The 16,258-nt window shown below is 42.7% G+C and carries 13 protein-coding genes; 8 read left to right on the forward strand and 5 right to left on the reverse strand.

The features are described 5' to 3' along the window. Positions 1 to 203: 203 nt before the first annotated feature. The 3 genes from BM090_RS05535 (at position 204) to BM090_RS05545 (ending at position 2,412) form a co-directional block, all read left to right on the forward strand. The gene (locus BM090_RS05535; RefSeq protein WP_245756683.1) at positions 204 to 1,145 is read left to right on the forward strand and encodes an AraC family transcriptional regulator; all 942 of its coding nucleotides are present in this window, start codon (positions 204 to 206) and stop codon (positions 1,143 to 1,145) included. 83 nt (positions 1,146 to 1,228) lie between these two features. Continuing rightward, complete coding sequence (locus BM090_RS05540; protein ID WP_245756684.1) at positions 1,229 to 1,738, forward strand: gliding motility lipoprotein GldH; 510 nt, start codon at positions 1,229 to 1,231, stop codon at positions 1,736 to 1,738. Further along, positions 1,735 to 2,412, forward strand: a complete 678-nt coding sequence (locus tag BM090_RS05545) for a TVP38/TMEM64 family protein (RefSeq protein WP_091508830.1) — start codon at positions 1,735 to 1,737, stop codon at positions 2,410 to 2,412. The genes BM090_RS05540 and BM090_RS05545 overlap by 4 nt, the downstream gene beginning before the upstream one ends. A 66-nt stretch (positions 2,413 to 2,478) precedes the next feature. Here BM090_RS05545 and BM090_RS05550 read toward each other — a convergent pair whose 3' ends face one another. The 4 genes from BM090_RS05550 to BM090_RS05565 all read right to left on the reverse strand — a co-directional run bounded on the left by BM090_RS05550 (position 2,479) and on the right by BM090_RS05565 (position 6,352). Then, positions 2,479 to 3,252 (reverse strand): enoyl-CoA hydratase/isomerase family protein, encoded by a 774-nt coding sequence (locus BM090_RS05550; RefSeq protein WP_091508833.1) that lies wholly within the window; start codon positions 3,250 to 3,252, stop codon positions 2,479 to 2,481. 64 nt (positions 3,253 to 3,316) lie between these two features. Continuing rightward, the gene (locus tag BM090_RS05555; RefSeq protein WP_091508837.1) at positions 3,317 to 4,792 is read right to left on the reverse strand and encodes a bifunctional metallophosphatase/5'-nucleotidase; all 1,476 of its coding nucleotides are present in this window, start codon (positions 4,790 to 4,792) and stop codon (positions 3,317 to 3,319) included. Positions 4,793 to 4,884: 92 nt separating this feature from the next. Then, on the reverse strand, positions 4,885 to 5,499 hold the full coding sequence (locus BM090_RS05560; protein ID WP_091508839.1) for a beta/alpha barrel domain-containing protein: 615 nt from the start codon (positions 5,497 to 5,499) through the stop codon (positions 4,885 to 4,887). 25 nt (positions 5,500 to 5,524) lie between these two features. Beyond that, positions 5,525 to 6,352: a 3'-5' exonuclease gene (locus BM090_RS05565; RefSeq protein WP_091508843.1), complete on the reverse strand. Its 828-nt coding sequence runs from the start codon at positions 6,350 to 6,352 to the stop codon at positions 5,525 to 5,527. Between the two features lie 670 nt (positions 6,353 to 7,022). Here BM090_RS05565 and BM090_RS05570 point away from each other — a divergent pair. The 5 genes from BM090_RS05570 (at position 7,023) to BM090_RS05590 (ending at position 15,510) form a co-directional block, all read left to right on the forward strand. Next, complete coding sequence (locus BM090_RS05570) at positions 7,023 to 11,642, forward strand: translocation/assembly module TamB domain-containing protein (RefSeq protein WP_091508846.1); 4,620 nt, start codon at positions 7,023 to 7,025, stop codon at positions 11,640 to 11,642. 52 nt (positions 11,643 to 11,694) lie between these two features. Further along, entirely contained in the window at positions 11,695 to 12,495 is an 801-nt protein-coding gene (locus tag BM090_RS05575) for a Cof-type HAD-IIB family hydrolase (protein WP_091508850.1), read from the forward strand. A gap of 245 nt (positions 12,496 to 12,740) precedes the next feature. Beyond that, complete coding sequence (locus BM090_RS05580) at positions 12,741 to 13,562, forward strand: LytTR family DNA-binding domain-containing protein (RefSeq protein WP_091508854.1); 822 nt, start codon at positions 12,741 to 12,743, stop codon at positions 13,560 to 13,562. A 158-nt stretch (positions 13,563 to 13,720) separates the two neighbouring features. After that, positions 13,721 to 14,302, forward strand: a complete 582-nt coding sequence (locus BM090_RS05585) for a hypothetical protein (protein ID WP_143083881.1) — start codon at positions 13,721 to 13,723, stop codon at positions 14,300 to 14,302. A 26-nt stretch (positions 14,303 to 14,328) separates the two neighbouring features. Next, entirely contained in the window at positions 14,329 to 15,510 is a 1,182-nt protein-coding gene (locus tag BM090_RS05590; protein WP_091508861.1) for a serine hydrolase domain-containing protein, read from the forward strand. 162 nt (positions 15,511 to 15,672) lie between these two features. Here BM090_RS05590 and BM090_RS05595 read toward each other — a convergent pair whose 3' ends face one another. Further along, a complete protein-coding gene (locus tag BM090_RS05595; protein WP_091508863.1) occupies positions 15,673 to 16,254 on the reverse strand; it encodes an LOG family protein in 582 nt (193 codons plus the stop codon). Positions 16,255 to 16,258: the final 4 nt, after the last annotated feature.

Raw genomic sequence — 16,258 nt, forward strand, 5'->3', positions numbered from 1 at the left:
TAACAATACAAACACAAAATCACAACATCAGATACTTAGCAAAAACAAAAATAGACTTTTTGTATAAAAGTTGAAACCAAGCAAAGGTTTTAAGGAAAAAATAAGTACCTCAAGACAAGCCAGCCAATTGCTTTTCACTCAAAAAAATTTGTACCTTATGCCCCACATAGAATGAACACACACCAAAATATTCCCAAAAAAATATGAAAGCCATGTATTCACCATTGCTGCCCGAACTCACGCCGATTTCGGAGCTGCAAACTTTAGTCGAACACAGGTCTGTGTATTGCCTTGACCACTACGAACTCAATATTTTCGAGACGCACAACAAAAGCGAAAAAGTGAGTTTGGTTTTTAATGATTTGGTGATTACGGCCATGTTGCGCGGCAAAAAAGTCATGCACTTGCCCACTGTAAGCCAACAACCTTTTGAGTATTTGCCAGGTGAGTCGGTGATCGTGCCAGGCCGCGAAATCATGAAAATTGATTTTCCTGAAGCCTCCGTCGATAACCCAACCCAATGCCTTGCCGTGGCCATTAGCAGCGAAAAAATCAAAGAAACCATTGATTTTTTGAATGAAAAATTCCCGCGTGCCGAAGCGCATTTCGATTGGAATATCGACCTTGAGCAATTCCATCTAAAAAATAGCATGAGCATTTCCAACGCACTCGACCGCCTCATTGCCGTTTCCAGAGAAGACGTGGATATGAAGCCCGTTTTGGCAGATTTCACACTCAAAGAATTGATTGTCAGACTTATGCAAACTCAAGCATCTTACTTGTTTTTGGAACAATACAAGCGTTATACCACCTCGCACCGTTTTTCGTTTGTGGTGGATTATATCAAACAAAACATCCGCGACAAAATCAACATAAAGACGTTGAGCGACAAAGCGTGCATGAGTGAGCCTAATTTTTATAGAACCTTCAAACGCGAATTTGGGATTACGCCTATCGAATTTATTTTGGCCGAACGCCTCAAAATCGCCAAACAAGAACTGGCCAAACCACAAGTAAACGTAACTGATGCGGCCTTCCGCGCAGGATTTAACAGCGTGAGTTATTTCTTTACGGCCTTCAAACGCCACGAAGGAATTTCGCCGAGTGACTACAAAAAACGAATTTTTGAAACGCCAAACGCCTAAAAAACACAGCTACTTACCAAACACTATGATTTGAGCGCGTTTGTTTGTTACTTTGCGGCTTCATTTAGTTTGGTAAAGAAAACATGACAAAACACCTTTCTGGTTGGTTATACTCGGCACTAATGGCCGTGTTGTTGCTGGCCGCAACCTCCTGCAACAAAGGACAAGTAATCTACGAACAAAACAAAGACATTGTTCAGCAAGGTTGGTACATAGACAGTGTGGCTACGTTTACGTTTGACATACAGGACACCGCCGCGCGTTACGACATTTCGTATAATATTCGTAATCAATTGGTTTATCCGTATTACAACCTTTACGTTACGTTTTATCTGCACGACCCACAAGGCAAGCTTATCGCTTCGAGCCTGCACGAAATGACCTTGGCCGACCCAGCCACAGGCAAGCCTTTCGGCGATGGTTTCGGCGATGTGCGCGACCACCAATTTTTGAGTTTGCCACACTGCCATTTCAAACAAGCAGGCCGTTACACGTTCAAAATTAAGCAGTATATGCGTCAAAATCCGCTACAAGGTATTGAAGCCATCGGCCTGAAAGTGGCCGTAGCAGAACCAACCGCTTCTAAAAATTGATAAAGCATTTCAAACAATACAAAACCGCTACGGGCTTGTTGGCTTGGGCGGGAATCATGCCTCTTGTGGGAAGTTCTGTTATTTCGTACTGGACGCTCACGCATGAGGCATTTTTTATGCACTTATCCGCGCTGCAAATCGCCTTGATGTGGGCGGTTACGTGGCTGCTCATGTGCGCGTCGCTGCTCCCGACTACCTTTGTGGCGTTGTTTTATGGTTATGTTTTTGGGCTGGAAAAAGCCTTGCCTTTGGTGTGTAGTGCGTATTTGCTGGCGGCTTGGGCAAGTTATGGCCTCATTCGTCTTTTTGACCACGAGCAAATTAGCCAAACGCTACAAGCCAACCCACGCACGGCACGCGCCATGCAAAAACTTCAGCGCAACTCATGGGGCATTATCATTGCCGCACGAATTTCGCCATTGCTGCCGTTTTCGGTCATGAACGTAATTTTCACCACCCTGCAAATCAATACTTTACGCTTTTTAGCAGGAAGTTTTGTAGGAATGTTACCACGCACATTGTTGGCCATTTATGTAGGTGCACAAGCCACGCATTTGGCCGAAGCTCTCCAGAATCCGCATAGCTCCGAAACGTGGATACGCTTTACTCCACTCCTATTGCTGGGTATTTCTACAATCGTTTTGAGCCTGTACGCCCGAAAAATATTAAAGTAAGCACAATAAAAAGTCCGCTTACAACCAACATTGCAAGCGGACTTTTTATTATTGATTATCAGCAAATTAACATCCTTTAAATGCCGCTTTGCGTTTTTCTACGAAAGCCGAAGTTCCCTCTACAAAATCTTGCGTTGCGAAGCAATCTCCGAAAAGTTTGGCTTCTGTGGCGTAGCCGTCGCCTTCCGCAAACACTGCATTAATGCCTTTGATGGCATAACCCACCGCTACGGGAGCTTTGGTCGCGATTTTGGCCAAAATTTCGTGTGCTTTTGCCAACAATGTTGTTTGGTCGGCTACTACGTGGTTCACCAAACCCAAGCGATAGGCTTCTTCCGCGCCAATGAGGTCGGCAGTAAGTGTCAGTTCAAAGGCGCGACCTTTGCCCACCAACTGCGTAAGGCGTTGCGTTCCGCCATAGCCAGGGATAAGGCCTAAATTTACTTCTGGTTGTCCGAATTTGGCATTAGGCGTAGCCAAACGAATATGGCAAGCCATCGCCAACTCGCAGCCTCCACCCAAAGCAAAGCCGTTTACAGCCGCAATAACGGGTTTCGGTGAATTTTCTATCGAAGCAAAAACCGCCTGACCTTGCGCGGCTAAAGTGGTCGCTTGCACGGCATCAAGTTTTGTAAATTCGGCAATATCCGCACCTGCTACAAATGCTTTTTCGCCTTCGCCCGTAATGATCGCACTGTGTACGGATTTGTCGGTATAAAGTTGCTCAATGGCTTGGCGAATTTCACCCACTGTTTCAGCGTTCAACGCGTTCATTTTCGATGGGCGATTAATGGTAATAACCAAAACACCGTTTTGGTTTTCAAGTTTGAGGTTATTCATTTTTTAAATTTAATAAGAAAATTACTGGTATTTGATTGATAAACAATCTAATGCAAAAAGTTGTTTATTTTATTTTTCGCATATAATCGGCAATTACTTTCCGAATATCGGCGCGAATATCGTCAGTTTTTGGTGTATCTATGTTACGAATATTGGGGTTTTGGGGAATCAGAAAATCCATATTGGCTTCTTTTCCCGTAAACAAAAACTCGGTGGTGATGATGTTATAATATTTGGCTGGAATCAATTTTTTGCCGTTAATTTTCCAGCCTTTTTTGCTTTCGGAAATATTGGCATAATGCAGATAACCACCTGTTCCTTTGTTTTTTAGGCCAGCATCTAAAAGTTTTTGCAAGTCCGCACCTTTGATTTGCATTTCCACCAAACCGCCACCAAACGGCACGATACGCATCAGGTCGTAGGCCGTAACCGTTCCCGTGAGGCGGTCGTCTATGCGTACCGAACCACCATTAACGATGGCCGCTTGCGCGTGTTTGCTGTGTGTGAGCATGGCCGCCGCAATAATGTCGGTTAGTTTGCCGTGTTTGTTGCGGACGGTAGCCTCCAAACCGTCGAGCGGCTCGCCTTTTACTTGCATAAGCACTTCCGCCGCGTCAAAACCTACGGCTTTGATTCCTTCGGTCGCGATTTGTTGCCAGCGACTCACTACGGCAGCCGTCGCCGAGTCGTCGGGCAACGAGGCATCTACTTTCTTTAACTCCGAAACAATGCTTACTTTTTGGGTGGCGGCATCAAAATTAATGCGGTGAATATACGCCGTTTTCGCGTTGGCATCAGCCTTACGGATAAGCGTTTCACCCACTTGTTGTGCTGTGTTATCGTGTTCGTGGCCGCCTATAATAAGTTTGAGGGCAGGCAATTCTTTGGCTAATTGTTTATCAGCATCAATACTTTGGTGCGTAATGGCAATTACAAAATCTGTACTGTCTTTCAGACGATTATATTCCGTTTTGGCGGCGGTGAAGGGGTCGGTACACAGCACAAAATCTTTTTCGAGTGGAATGGTTACACCAATAATCCCGACGCGCAAGCCATTTATTTTACGAATCACACTTTTAGGAAATGCCGCTTGCCCTGTGCGCGAAAACGGGATTTGTCCTTGTGGGGTTTTGTGCCAAACGTTGGCGGCAAGCCACTCAAACCGCGACTCGTCGAGGCGTGCCAGCAAGTCGGCTTCTTTTACATCAAATTCATGATTGCCGAAAGCCGTATAATCCAAACCCACCGCATTGAGCGTTTCAATCATTTGTTTGCCGCTAATGCGTTTGCCCTGATACGACAGCGCACTAAGCACCGACGGGTTCAGAAAATCGCCTGCATGAACCAACAACGTAGCGGGATTTTCTTTGACCAACTGTTTGCGCAACGTGGCCACTCGCGTCATGCCACCTTGCCCCGAAAGTGGCGTAAGTTCGTAAGTGTCATTGATTTGCAACAAAGTAAGCTGTTGTGCCATGCCGCTGCAAGCCACCAACGCCAAGGCCATTGTTGCCCATATTTTTTTTGAAAAATGAATCATAAAATTAAGTGTAGGTAGAGATTTGTATAAAAGAAAAAAACGAAGGTTGCCAACTTGCAAGACAGGTTAGCAACCTTCGTCGGTGAGTAAAATTAGTCGGCGGCTTCCAACTGCTCCAGTACGTCGGCCAAATCTGATAAATCTTTGAACCCTGGGCGAATCTCCTCGCCACCTCCACGTAAAGCAATGCCCGAAAGCGGCAGCGCATCAAGCAAACTACAAACATTTTGCGCATCAAAGCCATAGCCCAACACCAACGGATAAGCCGTTGCCAACAAACGCAATTGTTCTTTTTCTTGGTCGTTCAGTGGGCTGTTATCTTCTTCATTTTCAAGGATAAAATAAGCCGCATTAGGTTGCTGTTGCGCCAAGAAAGCAGCCGTTGCAGGCTGCAAAATTTCTGTTCCTTTGATGGTCAAAAACACTTCCAAACCATGTTCGGAAGCATAAGCCGCCGTTTCGGGATTGGTAGTAGCGATGCCATGCAAAGCGTATTGTGAGAGCAGTGCGTTTACTTCGTCGGGAGTGGCCGCGCCAACTTGCCCAATGAGTTTTACGCCTGCCAGCCATTCGGCCATATTTTTATAAAGCGTCGGTTCTACGAATTGGGGCAGCGCAGCATTAACCACAAATCCCAAATATTCCACACCCATTCCCGCCGCATAACGCGCATCGGTCAGGTTGGTGAGGCTTCCGACAAAAACCATTGTCCTTAACATAAAATCAAAAAAATTATCGGTTCAACTGGCTCATTTTGAGCTTTAATTCGGTGAGTCGGCGTTTGGTTTCGAGCGGAAAATCGCCTTTCATCATCCAATCATAATACGAAGGTTCTTTTTGCAACACTTCCGCAACGGGACGGTCTTTGTGTTTGCCGAAAGTGAAAACGGCTTCGCCTTTGGCATTGTAGGCCATGCGCCCCGCCAAATCGACGGTATTGGAAGTAGAAAGTTGGTGCAAAGCGTCCATATCGTTGGCGACTGGAGTCCACACGCGACCCGAAACACTATCTTTAATACTTTTGCCTTCGTAACGTTTAATCTGTTCATTAAGAACATGATACGTGGCCAACGTGTCGATTTCGGCACTGTGTGCATTGCCACCCAACGACGTAATGTCATCGCCACAATAAAATTTGTAGGCAGCCGAAAGCGTGCGCGGCTCCATGAGATGAAATATTTTTTGGGCATCGGCGATTTTGCGATTGCTCACATCAAAATTGACATCAGCACGCAAAAACTCTTCTACGAGCAGAGGAATATCAAATTTGCAAATATTGAAACCCGCCAAATCCGCGCCTTCCAGAAACTGTTCAACGGTTTTGGCCAGTTGTTTGAAAGTCGGTTCGTTAGCTACGTCTTTGTCATAAATTCCGTGTATAGCACTGGATTCCAGAGGAATGGGAATAGTAGGGTTTACTTTCCACACTTTAGTAAGCAGTTCGCCATTGGGCATGGCCTTCACGATGGCAATTTCTACAATGCGGTCAGTAACAGGGTTTACGCCTGTGGTTTCGAGGTCGAAAAACGCAAGAGGCTTTTTGATTTTCAGATAGTGCATACAACAATTAAGCTACAATGTTGGGGCAAATATACCCTAAAAAGTTGATTGCCCGCCAAAGAATCGAAAAGGGTTATTTCTAATCATATTTTCATAACATAGTACTATTTTTAGGAGTCAATCTCTATGCAAAATACCAATCATCCTATTTAGTATTTGTGTTATTGTGCAAATTTTGCCGTTTAAATAATATTCGTCTTATCGGCAAAGCCCAAAACTATATTTGTAAAACTTTTCTGTGATGTGATCGTCACATAAGGTAAAGTTTTAGAGAGTAAAAGCAGAAGTTTTTCCGCTTTAAAGGTTTAGGTTTAAAAATGGATACACTAACGGCCTTCCGTAAGAGCAATCTTGGGAAGGCCGCAGTGTTTTTATTCGGTAATTACAAGCAGGCGTATTTAATAACTTATTATCAGCCCAAAAACAGAAAACACTCCTTACGGTACGGATAAGATGCACTTTAGCAGTGCATCAGCACACATCTTGTTTTTTTATAAACAAAATTTACAGCATAAGTCATATTTAATAATTACTTCATTTAAAAATCTAATTGGAATGATGCCACCTTATGTCATTTTTGCTTAGTTTTGAAAAATAAACACAGCACAAACGGTATTATTTTTGCTGTAAAATACGTTTACTACAATATCGCATTTTTTGTAAATCCATTTTGAGACAAAACACACCACTATATAGCCGCATCATCAGAGGGGTGTTTCGGGGTATCAAACGCCTCGTAACAGTGGTTACTATTGTGTTTCTTTCAATTACATTTGCGCTGCAAGTTCCTTATTTCCAGACAATTATTGTACAAAAGCTCGCCAAAGAACTTTCCATAGCCTTAGGCTTCCCTGTTAGCATTGGGCGCGTGGATATACGTTGGTTTGACACGCTGGAGCTTGACAATATCGTCATCAAAGACCAGTTGCACAATCCCATGATTGAGGCCAAACGCATTGAAGCAGATTTTGAGCTTTCGGCTTTGGTGCAGCGTAACATTCGTCTTGACCACGTGCTTTTGCGTAATGGCAATGTCAATATTTGCACTGATACCATTACCCAAAAAATGAATATCAATGAGTTTATCAAATCCATTAACCGACTCATTGACGACACGTCCACGAAGCGTTCAGCTTCACCTCCTATTTTTGCCATTACGGATATAGAATTGGAAAATGTAAAACTGGCTATCAGCGATTTTACGGAAGATTCTATTACCGACCGTTTCGACTACTATCATATCCGTTTTGATTCTTTAAGTGCTAATGTACAAGGGTTTAGAGTTCGTTCGGATACACTGGATTTGCAAGTAAATGGCCTGACGGGTGTCGAAACAGGCTCTAACATTCGGATTCATTACCTGAATACTTTTTTTAGATACACCGAACAGACCATGCATTTATGGAATTTGGATGCGCGTCTGAACAATACTTTTGTATCTGATACGCTCGAATTTTTTTATGACGACACCGATTATTTCAAAGATTTTAATGAAAAAATAGTCATGTATGCGCACATGGACAGTTCCATTATCAGTGCCGCAGATATTGCACTATTTGCCCCCGAACTCAAGCCATTCAACGAAACGGTAACGCTAAGTGGTTTTTTCAAAGGAAAAGTCAGTGATTTTAACGTCCGAAACTGTACGGCTTCATTCGGCAATAACAGTTATTTTCAGGGTGGTTTTAGTATGAAAGGCTTGCCCGATTTTGACGAAACTTTTATTGCGGCCAAAGTAAAAAATGCCCTGATAGACCCTTCTGATTTGAGGCAATACGTTGACAATGAAGATGCAATACAAACCATCAACAAATTTGGGACAATAGATTTTAAGGGAAGTTTCAACGGTTTCCCGTCCGACTTTGTGGCGGCAGGTGTTTTTAACTCTGATTTGGGTAAAATAGAAACGGATTTGCGCCTGACGCTGGCCGACGATTCTCGCTTTTCTACTTATGAAGGAAATTTGCACACCGAAGGGCTGGACATTGGCGTACTGACCGACAACCATGATTTGCTGGGGCTGATAGACATGAAAGGCCACATCAAAGGGCAAGGCTTTACGTTGGCTTCTGCCTCGGCAGACGTGGACGCGACCGTTAGACGCATTGGGTTGAATAAATACGACTATCATAACATTGTTATTAACGCCACGCTGGGCAAGCGGCTTTTTAGTGGTCATTTGGAAATTGACGACCCGAATTTGGTATTTAACACCAACAGTACCATAGACTTGCGCTCCGCCAACAATATTTTTGATGTACAAGCGCAAGTGCTAACGGCTAATTTGCAGGCCTTGCATTTGAGCCAAAAACCTGCCGAATTTAGTACGGTGGCCAACATTCATTTTACGGGTGTGGAAACCGATGCCATTGCGGGAAATGCCGTGTTTATGAACACGGATGTGAGCTACGATAAACAAAATTTGTTTCTGGATTCGGTGAGTTTGTCCACCAAAGTAAATAACCGCTACCGCACTTTCCGTCTCGATTCGGATTGGTTTAAAGCGCAAGCCAAAGGCCATTTTAATTTTGAAGAGCTGCTCAACGATGTACCCGACTTAGTTAGCGAATACGCGCTTATTTTGCAAAACAAACAAAGCGAAATCGACCGATTTTATGCCCAACGCCGCAAGCATCAGCGCAAACATCGCCAGCATTATCCCGAATACGACATTGATTTTACGATGTTGTTGCGCAATATCAATCCGATTATTTATTTGTTTGATAATCAGTATTATGTAGCGAAAAATACGCGTTTGGAAGGCAGCTTCAGCAACGGCAAAAATAGTACCGTGTTGCTCAGCTCGCACCCAGACACGCTTAAACTCCAAAATCATTGGTTTTATGGTTCGGACGTGGATTTTTCCGCTTCCAAAGTGGCCGACAGTACCGACATTGTGGCCTCTGCTTATGTGTATTCGCGTAAGCAACGTTTTGAAGGCTTGCCCGCCAGCCAAAATATGTTTGTAGATGCTACTTGGAGCGATAAGCATATTAATTTTTCTTCTCGCATAGACCAACAAAAAAGCACGAATTACGCGCGTTTGGCGGGTGATATTTATTTCCGAAAAGGCCAAACAGAAGCCAATATTCGCCCTTCGGTAATTCATTTGCTGGGCAAAAGTTGGGAAATAGCCGATAATAACGCCCTTGTGCTATTGGAAAACCAAAATATTTTGGTCAGAAATCTACAAATCAGTAATGGCCAGCAACTCATTAAAACAGAAGGCATTGTAGCCAAAAATACAACTGATTCGCTGCAAATTTTGGTACAAAATTTTGAGCTACTCACCTTAGACACGCTCTTGGATTTGGGGCTTACGGGTTTGGTAAATGCCAATGTGGGCGTGCGCAATATTTGGGCAGACCCGACGGCACGCGGACAGGTACAAGTCGGAGCTTTGTCGGTGGATGATTTTCTGATTGGTGATGTAAACGGCATGGCTCTTTGGGACGAAGTGCGCCAGAAATTGCGCATTAACTTGGACATCAACCGCCTACAAGCCAACGTGCTAAAAGTAATCGGCCATTATGACCCGCGCGGTGGCGAAAACGAATTGGATATGAATATTTTGGTAAATGGCCTGAGTATCAAACTGATAGAGCCATTTATCCGAGATTATTTGTCCGAATGGGGCGGCTTGGCCGAAGGAACGCTTAAATTGCATGGCCGCAGCAGCAATCCGATTCTTGACGGCGATTTGCTGGTGGACAAAGGCACGTTTAAAGTAAATATCATTAACACCGTGTACACATTTGCCGACAAAATCCATTTTGGCGAAGGCGAAATCAGTTTTAATAATGTTCGAATCGTGGACGAAAACCAAAACGTTGGGCAAATACGCACGGGCAAAATATGGCATACTGGTTTCAAAAATTGGGGTATAGATTTGTTCGGTGACTTGCGTAACTTTCAGGTAATGAACCTCAAATCGCAACGCAAAGCCCTTTATTACGGCACGGCCAACGTAACAGGCTCGATGTATATGCGCGGCGCGTTTAGCAACCTGAGCATTGGGGCAGACGTGCGCAGCGAAAAAGGCACGAAAATTTATATTCCTGTATCTTCTTACTACGAAGAAGACGAAAGTATCGAACAAGATTTTATTCATTTTGTGGGAAAAACTTCTGCACTCGATACGGCGCAGGCTTCCGACACGATTCCGAAAGTGAGCTTGTCGGGTTTGAAATTGGATTTTAATTTTGAACTAACGCCCGAAGCCTATGGCGAATTGATTTTTGACCAAAAAGCAGGCGATATTGTACGCGCCAACGGCGAAGGAAAAATCAAATTGGGGCTGGATACGCGCGGCGATTTTACGATGTTCGGGCAATACAACATTACGAAAGGTTCATATAATTTTACACTCAAAAACCTTGTAAACAAGGCATTTACGATTCAACCCAACAGTTACATTAGTTGGAATGGCGACCCGCTGGGTGGACAAATGAACATTACGGCCAGTTATAATCTGAACGCTTCGCTCAAACCCATTGCCACCAACACAGATTCTGCCTTTTTGGCCAAACCCGAACTACAACGCAAATACCCGACTGCCGTAAATATGCGTTTGGAAGGCGGTTTACTTTCGCCTCAGATTGGTTTGGGACTCAAAATTATGGATTATCCGTCGGTAATGAGTAGCTATGTTACGAGTTTTGAAGCCAAGATCCAGAACAACGAACAGGAACTTAATCGCCAAGTTTTCAGCTTGTTGCTGTTGCGTAGTTTTATGGCGGAAGGCACGCAAAGCGGCGTAAGCATTGGGGCGGGCGGCAGTATTAGCGAATTGCTTTCTAATCAGTTGAGTTCTTGGGTTTCGGAAATTGACCCGAATTTGCAAGTAGAAGTAGATGCCAACGGCCTCGACCGCGAAGCCCTTAACGCGATTCGCACGCGTGTTTCTTACAATTTTATGGAAGGCCGTTTGCGCGTAACCCGCGACGGCACGTTTACTAATGCCCAAAATCAAGCCACCGCCACCAGCGTTGCGGGGGACTGGACACTGGAATATTTACTTACGCGCAATGGACGTTTCAGGATAAAAGCTTTCCACAAAAACAGCCAAAACGTTATTTCTACGGCCCTGAACAACAACAACAATACTTCGCAGGGTGTGAGTATTATGCACACACAAAGTTTTGATAGTCTGCGAGATATATTGCCTTGGCGCAGGCGCAAAAAAGCCGACAAACCCGCTCCTACGCCTGCCGTTTTGCCCAAACCAACCCAAACGGACAGCAGCACAATTGCACCAACAGACACGCTTGCGCCTGTGATTATTCCGTAATGTGATGGAAGTTTGCTACCATAAACCCTATTATATTTTTTCTTACGATACAATGAAATACAAAATGCTGGTGTTGGACATGGACGACACACTTCTGAATGACAATCACGAGATTTCCGAAAAAAATAAACACTTTATCAGCCAAGCACAAGCCGCAGGTGTGTGGGTAGTGTTAGCCTCTGGCAGACCAACACCCGCCATGCAGTCGTATGCCCGCGAACTGAATTTGCACCAATACGGCTCTTATATGCTTTCGTACAATGGGGCGGTAATCAGCGAGGTAAATACTGGAAAAGTATTATTTGAGCAAAGTATGCCTAAAGAAGACATACATACGTTGTATGATTTGAGTGTGGAACACAAACTACACATTATCACATACATAGATGGACAAATTATCGCCGAAACCGATTTTAAATACATAGATTTTGAATCGCAACTAACAGGAATGCCACTCAAAAAAGTACCAAGTTTTAAAGAGGCTGTTTATACTTCGTCGGTCAAATGTATTTTTTTGGAAGAACCTGAGCGTTTGCAAGTAGTTGCGCCTTTGCTTCAATCTCAAATTAAGGGCAAAAACGTAACAACCTCTAAGCCTTTTTTCTTGGAAGTAACCGAATTTGGCATAGACAAAGCCGCCAGTTTGGAACGATTAGCCAAACATTTGGGCATTAATCAGAGCGAAATTATAGCGGTCGGCAATGCCAACAATGATTTGTCGATGATAGAATACGCAGGTTTGGGTGTTTGGGTGGACAATGTTACGCCAGAACTCCGCGAATACGCCGATGTAATCGTGGCCTCCAACAACAACGACGGCGTAGCCGAAGTAATCGAACGTTTTATTCTGTAAACATTCAATTCACACAACTATATCCACACTATTTGGGTTATTTTTTACAAAAACAATCCAAATAGTGTCCAATTAAATAACGATGCATGTCTCCTTACAATCCATTGTGGAATATCATAATACGAAATGATTGTATATTTATACTCCAAGTCTTTTGTTATATCCAACTTTTTAGAGGTAGGATTCTAGCGGATAAGTGAAATTGTTTTTCTTTGTAGTGAAAAACAATCAAACAAAATTCTATTATGAGTAACCCCCGCCCTATAATATACAAAGAGCGTATTTTATGGCTGATTTTTTATCCATTAGCTTCATTATCTTTTATTTTTTTTGCTAATGATAATCCCTTTTTGCAACTGATTCGATTGCCTTCTTTTATCACTGATATATTTTTTTCATTATTAGTTACTTTTTCAGCGGGGATATATATAAGGTGGGTTACCTTATATTTAGATAAAAAATATCCATGGCTGGAATATTTCAAAAAAAGAGCTTGGTTGCAGTGCCTAAATGGTATTCTGCTCCCGTTGTTTGTTGCCATGACATTGGAAGTAGTGTATTTAAAACTCATTGATATTCCTCTTGCAAGCTCGTCCATATTATACTTAGAACTTCCCCTTGCTTTTTTGCTCTTGTCATTATCCAACAGTTATTATGTGGCAAGCTATCTTTTTCGTCATCAAAAAGTAGAGATCATCACAATAGAAAAAGCAGTTCCTGCCAATGAAAAAGAGTTGGTGTACCTTGTAGTTCAAAAAGGATTTAATGAGCTAAAAATTGACATTGCCGATTGCGCCTTTATTAAAAGCTCCGAAAAACTACTTTGGCTCTATACCTTTAACCATGACATCTATCGTCTGGACGGCACACTTGACGAATGGGAAAAGAAATTTCCAGGCATTTTTTTTCGTATCAATCGCCAGTTTTTAGCCTCAGCAAGAGCGATTGAGGCCGTTACCACAACCGAAACCCGAAAACTAAAAGTTGATTTTGTGATTCCTTTGGAGGAAAGCATCTATGTGTCAAAAGCCAATAGTGCCAACTTCCGAAAATGGTGGAAACAATAACGCCCGTTTCGGTCGGGAATATGTCCGTTTGGGTTTTTCAGAACATAAATTACTAGTAAACAGTTATATGCGAGCATAATTTTGTAGCAACCAAACAGAATTATACCATGCATCTACAAACAATTTTTAACAGTTTCCTCAAAGGTTTGCCTTTTGTAATGGGCTTATTCTTTTCTTCTTTTAGTCATGCACAGAAGAAAAATCTACCTGTTACAGTCTCTGCATTCAATCAGGCAACTTCAATGCCCTTCTCAAAATTCTTTACCGCCCCGATTCACCCCGGATTAGCCATTAGTTCGGAATTTAATTACAGCAAAGCCCCCAAACGAAGTCGTTTATTTCAAACATTGGGCGGTAGTTATTATTACCATCGATACTTAAATCAGGCTATTACTTTTTTTTCTGAATTGGGGTATGAATTTCGCACAAAACCAGGGGTCGAAATCGCGGCATTGCTGGGCGTTGGATATATGTGCAGCTTCCGTACCGCAACCGAATATTCCTTTAAAAACGGAAGTTATACGTCCTCAAAAAATGGAGGTGTTGGACGTTTTACGCCATCATTTTCTTTAGAAACAGGTTATTACCTTTTCCCCGAAAAACAAACCAGCCCCAAACTATTTGCGCGTTATCAAGTATGGGTAGAATATCCTTTTTCTCCAGACTTTATTGATTTAATGCCGCATACCAACGTGCACTTAGGGATCAAATTTTTGATGGGTTCAAATAATCAACAGTAAAATATTCTTCCAATAAACTGGTAAAAATGAAAAATATCTTTGTAGTATTTCTTTTTGTGCTGCTGTTGATGGCTTGCGAAAAAAGTGAAACCATCGACCCCGAAACCTATTCATGCAGCTTTAATTTTACAGATAACAGTGCGAATCACCCCAAAGCACAACAATATCAAGCAACCGTGAATGAAATCGTCAGTAAAGGAACTGTCGGTATAATGATGAGCGTCTATCATCCCAACTCAGGGCAATGGTTGGGGGCGGCGGGCAAGGCCGATATAAATAATAATATAGCGATGCAGCCGTGTATGACTTCGCGTATGGGTTCTACCATCAAAATGTTTACGGCCACCGTAACAATGCTACTTTATCAGGAACATAAAATCAATTTGGACGAAAAAATTTCAAACTATTTGAAAGCAAGCTATATCCATAAAATACGCAACGCCGAAACGGCAACTATTCGCCAATTATTACAACATAGCAGCGGTATTTATAACTACATACAAAACCCGAAATTTCAGACTGCCTCCATGAACGATTTAAAAAGAGAATGGCGAGCTGGTGATTTGTTGCCCTATGCCTATCATCAGCCTGCATACTTTGCGGCAGGGACTGATGTACGATATTCTAACACCAATTATATTCTTTTGGGGCTTTTGATAGAACAAATAGAAGGCCAACCTTTACACGAAGTGTTTGAAAAACGAATCTTCAACCCTCTTGGCATGACAAAATCATTGTTTGCGGCTAAAAATCCTGTGCCTAACAATATTGCTCGAGGCTATATAGATTTATACAGCAATTTTAAAATAATAGAAAGCACCTATTTCAGTGGTTGGGATTACTATACTGCGGATGGTGGGTTAATATCCAACCCTTACGACATGTCGCTGTTTTTCAGAAAATTAATAAACGGGGAAATTATCAGCCAACCCTTATTAAATGAAATGCTAACATGGAAAACGCCCAAAGAGCAAGACGCCGATTTTTTCCCGATAGCGTATGGATTAGGTATTTTCAAAATGACAACTGCCAAAGGCGATGTGTATTTTCATAGCGGAGACGCTATCGGTTATTACGCCAATATGATGTATATCCCATCGTCAAAGTCGGTCATCGTGTACGCGGTAAATAGCAATTATGGGAAATTGGACGAATGGGTATCTACGAAAAAAGCCATCGAAAAAATATTAGAAAGCACTTGGGAATAATCTAATTCGGTACACGCCCAACTGTTTGATTTCGTTTGCCAAATTCATCTTTTAGGCAATAAGCGAGAAAATAGAAGTTTTTATTTTCTCGCTTATTACTACGCTACTAATCAGGATTTTAAACTAGTCCGCTTATTTTGTATTTTATTTGCAATCAATATACTATAATTCTTCTTTTGTAATCCATTGCGGAATGGGCGGGGCTTGGTAGCCGCGCATTTTCTGCAACAAATCCTCTATATTTTCACTAATTACCAACAAATCTTTGTTGCTTTCTCTCACAAATCCTTTGGCGATCATAGAGTCTATGAGTGTGAGCAGATCATTATAAAAACCGTTGGTGTTGAGAATGGCCGTTGGCTTTGGGTGCAAACCCAATTGTGCCCAAGTGAGCATCTCAAAAAACTCTTCCATCGTACCAAAGCCGCCCACCAGCGTAATAATTCCGTCAGAAAGGTCATTCATTATTTTTTTGCGTTCGTGCATGGTATCCACCAAAATAAGCTCGGTCAGATTTTCGTGCGCCACTTCTTTTTTGCGCATAAAACGTGGCAAAACGCCGATTGCCCTGCCGTTATTTTCCATTACGCCATTGGCTACCGCGCCCATCACGCCGACTTTTGCGCCACCGTACACCAATTCGATATTTTGGGCGGCTAAGGTTTTGCCCAGCAAATAGGCTTGTTGCTCATAAACGGGGTCTGTGCCACTGCTCGCCCCACAAAAAACGACGATTCTTTTCATGTGT

It is taken from the genome of Flexibacter flexilis DSM 6793 (assembly GCF_900112255.1).
Taxonomy (GTDB): domain Bacteria; phylum Bacteroidota; class Bacteroidia; order Cytophagales; family Flexibacteraceae; genus Flexibacter; species Flexibacter flexilis.

Bases quoted from the DNA above. Each gene is read 5' to 3' on its own strand.
- BM090_RS05535 (WP_245756683.1), top strand. From the start codon at position 204: ATGAAAGCCATGTATTCACCATTGCTGCCCGAACTCACGCCGATTTCG.
- BM090_RS05540 (WP_245756684.1), top strand. From the start codon at position 1,229: ATGACAAAACACCTTTCTGGTTGGTTATACTCGGCACTAATGGCCGTG.
- BM090_RS05550 (WP_091508833.1), bottom strand. From the start codon at position 3,252: ATGAATAACCTCAAACTTGAAAACCAAAACGGTGTTTTGGTTATTACC.
- BM090_RS05555 (WP_091508837.1), bottom strand. From the start codon at position 4,792: ATGATTCATTTTTCAAAAAAAATATGGGCAACAATGGCCTTGGCGTTG.
- BM090_RS05560 (WP_091508839.1), bottom strand. From the start codon at position 5,499: ATGGTTTTTGTCGGAAGCCTCACCAACCTGACCGATGCGCGTTATGCG.
- BM090_RS05565 (WP_091508843.1), bottom strand. From the start codon at position 6,352: ATGCACTATCTGAAAATCAAAAAGCCTCTTGCGTTTTTCGACCTCGAA.
- BM090_RS05575 (WP_091508850.1), top strand. From the start codon at position 11,695: ATGAAATACAAAATGCTGGTGTTGGACATGGACGACACACTTCTGAAT.
- BM090_RS05580 (WP_091508854.1), top strand. From the start codon at position 12,741: ATGAGTAACCCCCGCCCTATAATATACAAAGAGCGTATTTTATGGCTG.
- BM090_RS05585 (WP_143083881.1), top strand. From the start codon at position 13,721: ATGGGCTTATTCTTTTCTTCTTTTAGTCATGCACAGAAGAAAAATCTA.
- BM090_RS05590 (WP_091508861.1), top strand. From the start codon at position 14,329: ATGAAAAATATCTTTGTAGTATTTCTTTTTGTGCTGCTGTTGATGGCT.
- BM090_RS05595 (WP_091508863.1), bottom strand. From the start codon at position 16,254: ATGAAAAGAATCGTCGTTTTTTGTGGGGCGAGCAGTGGCACAGACCCC.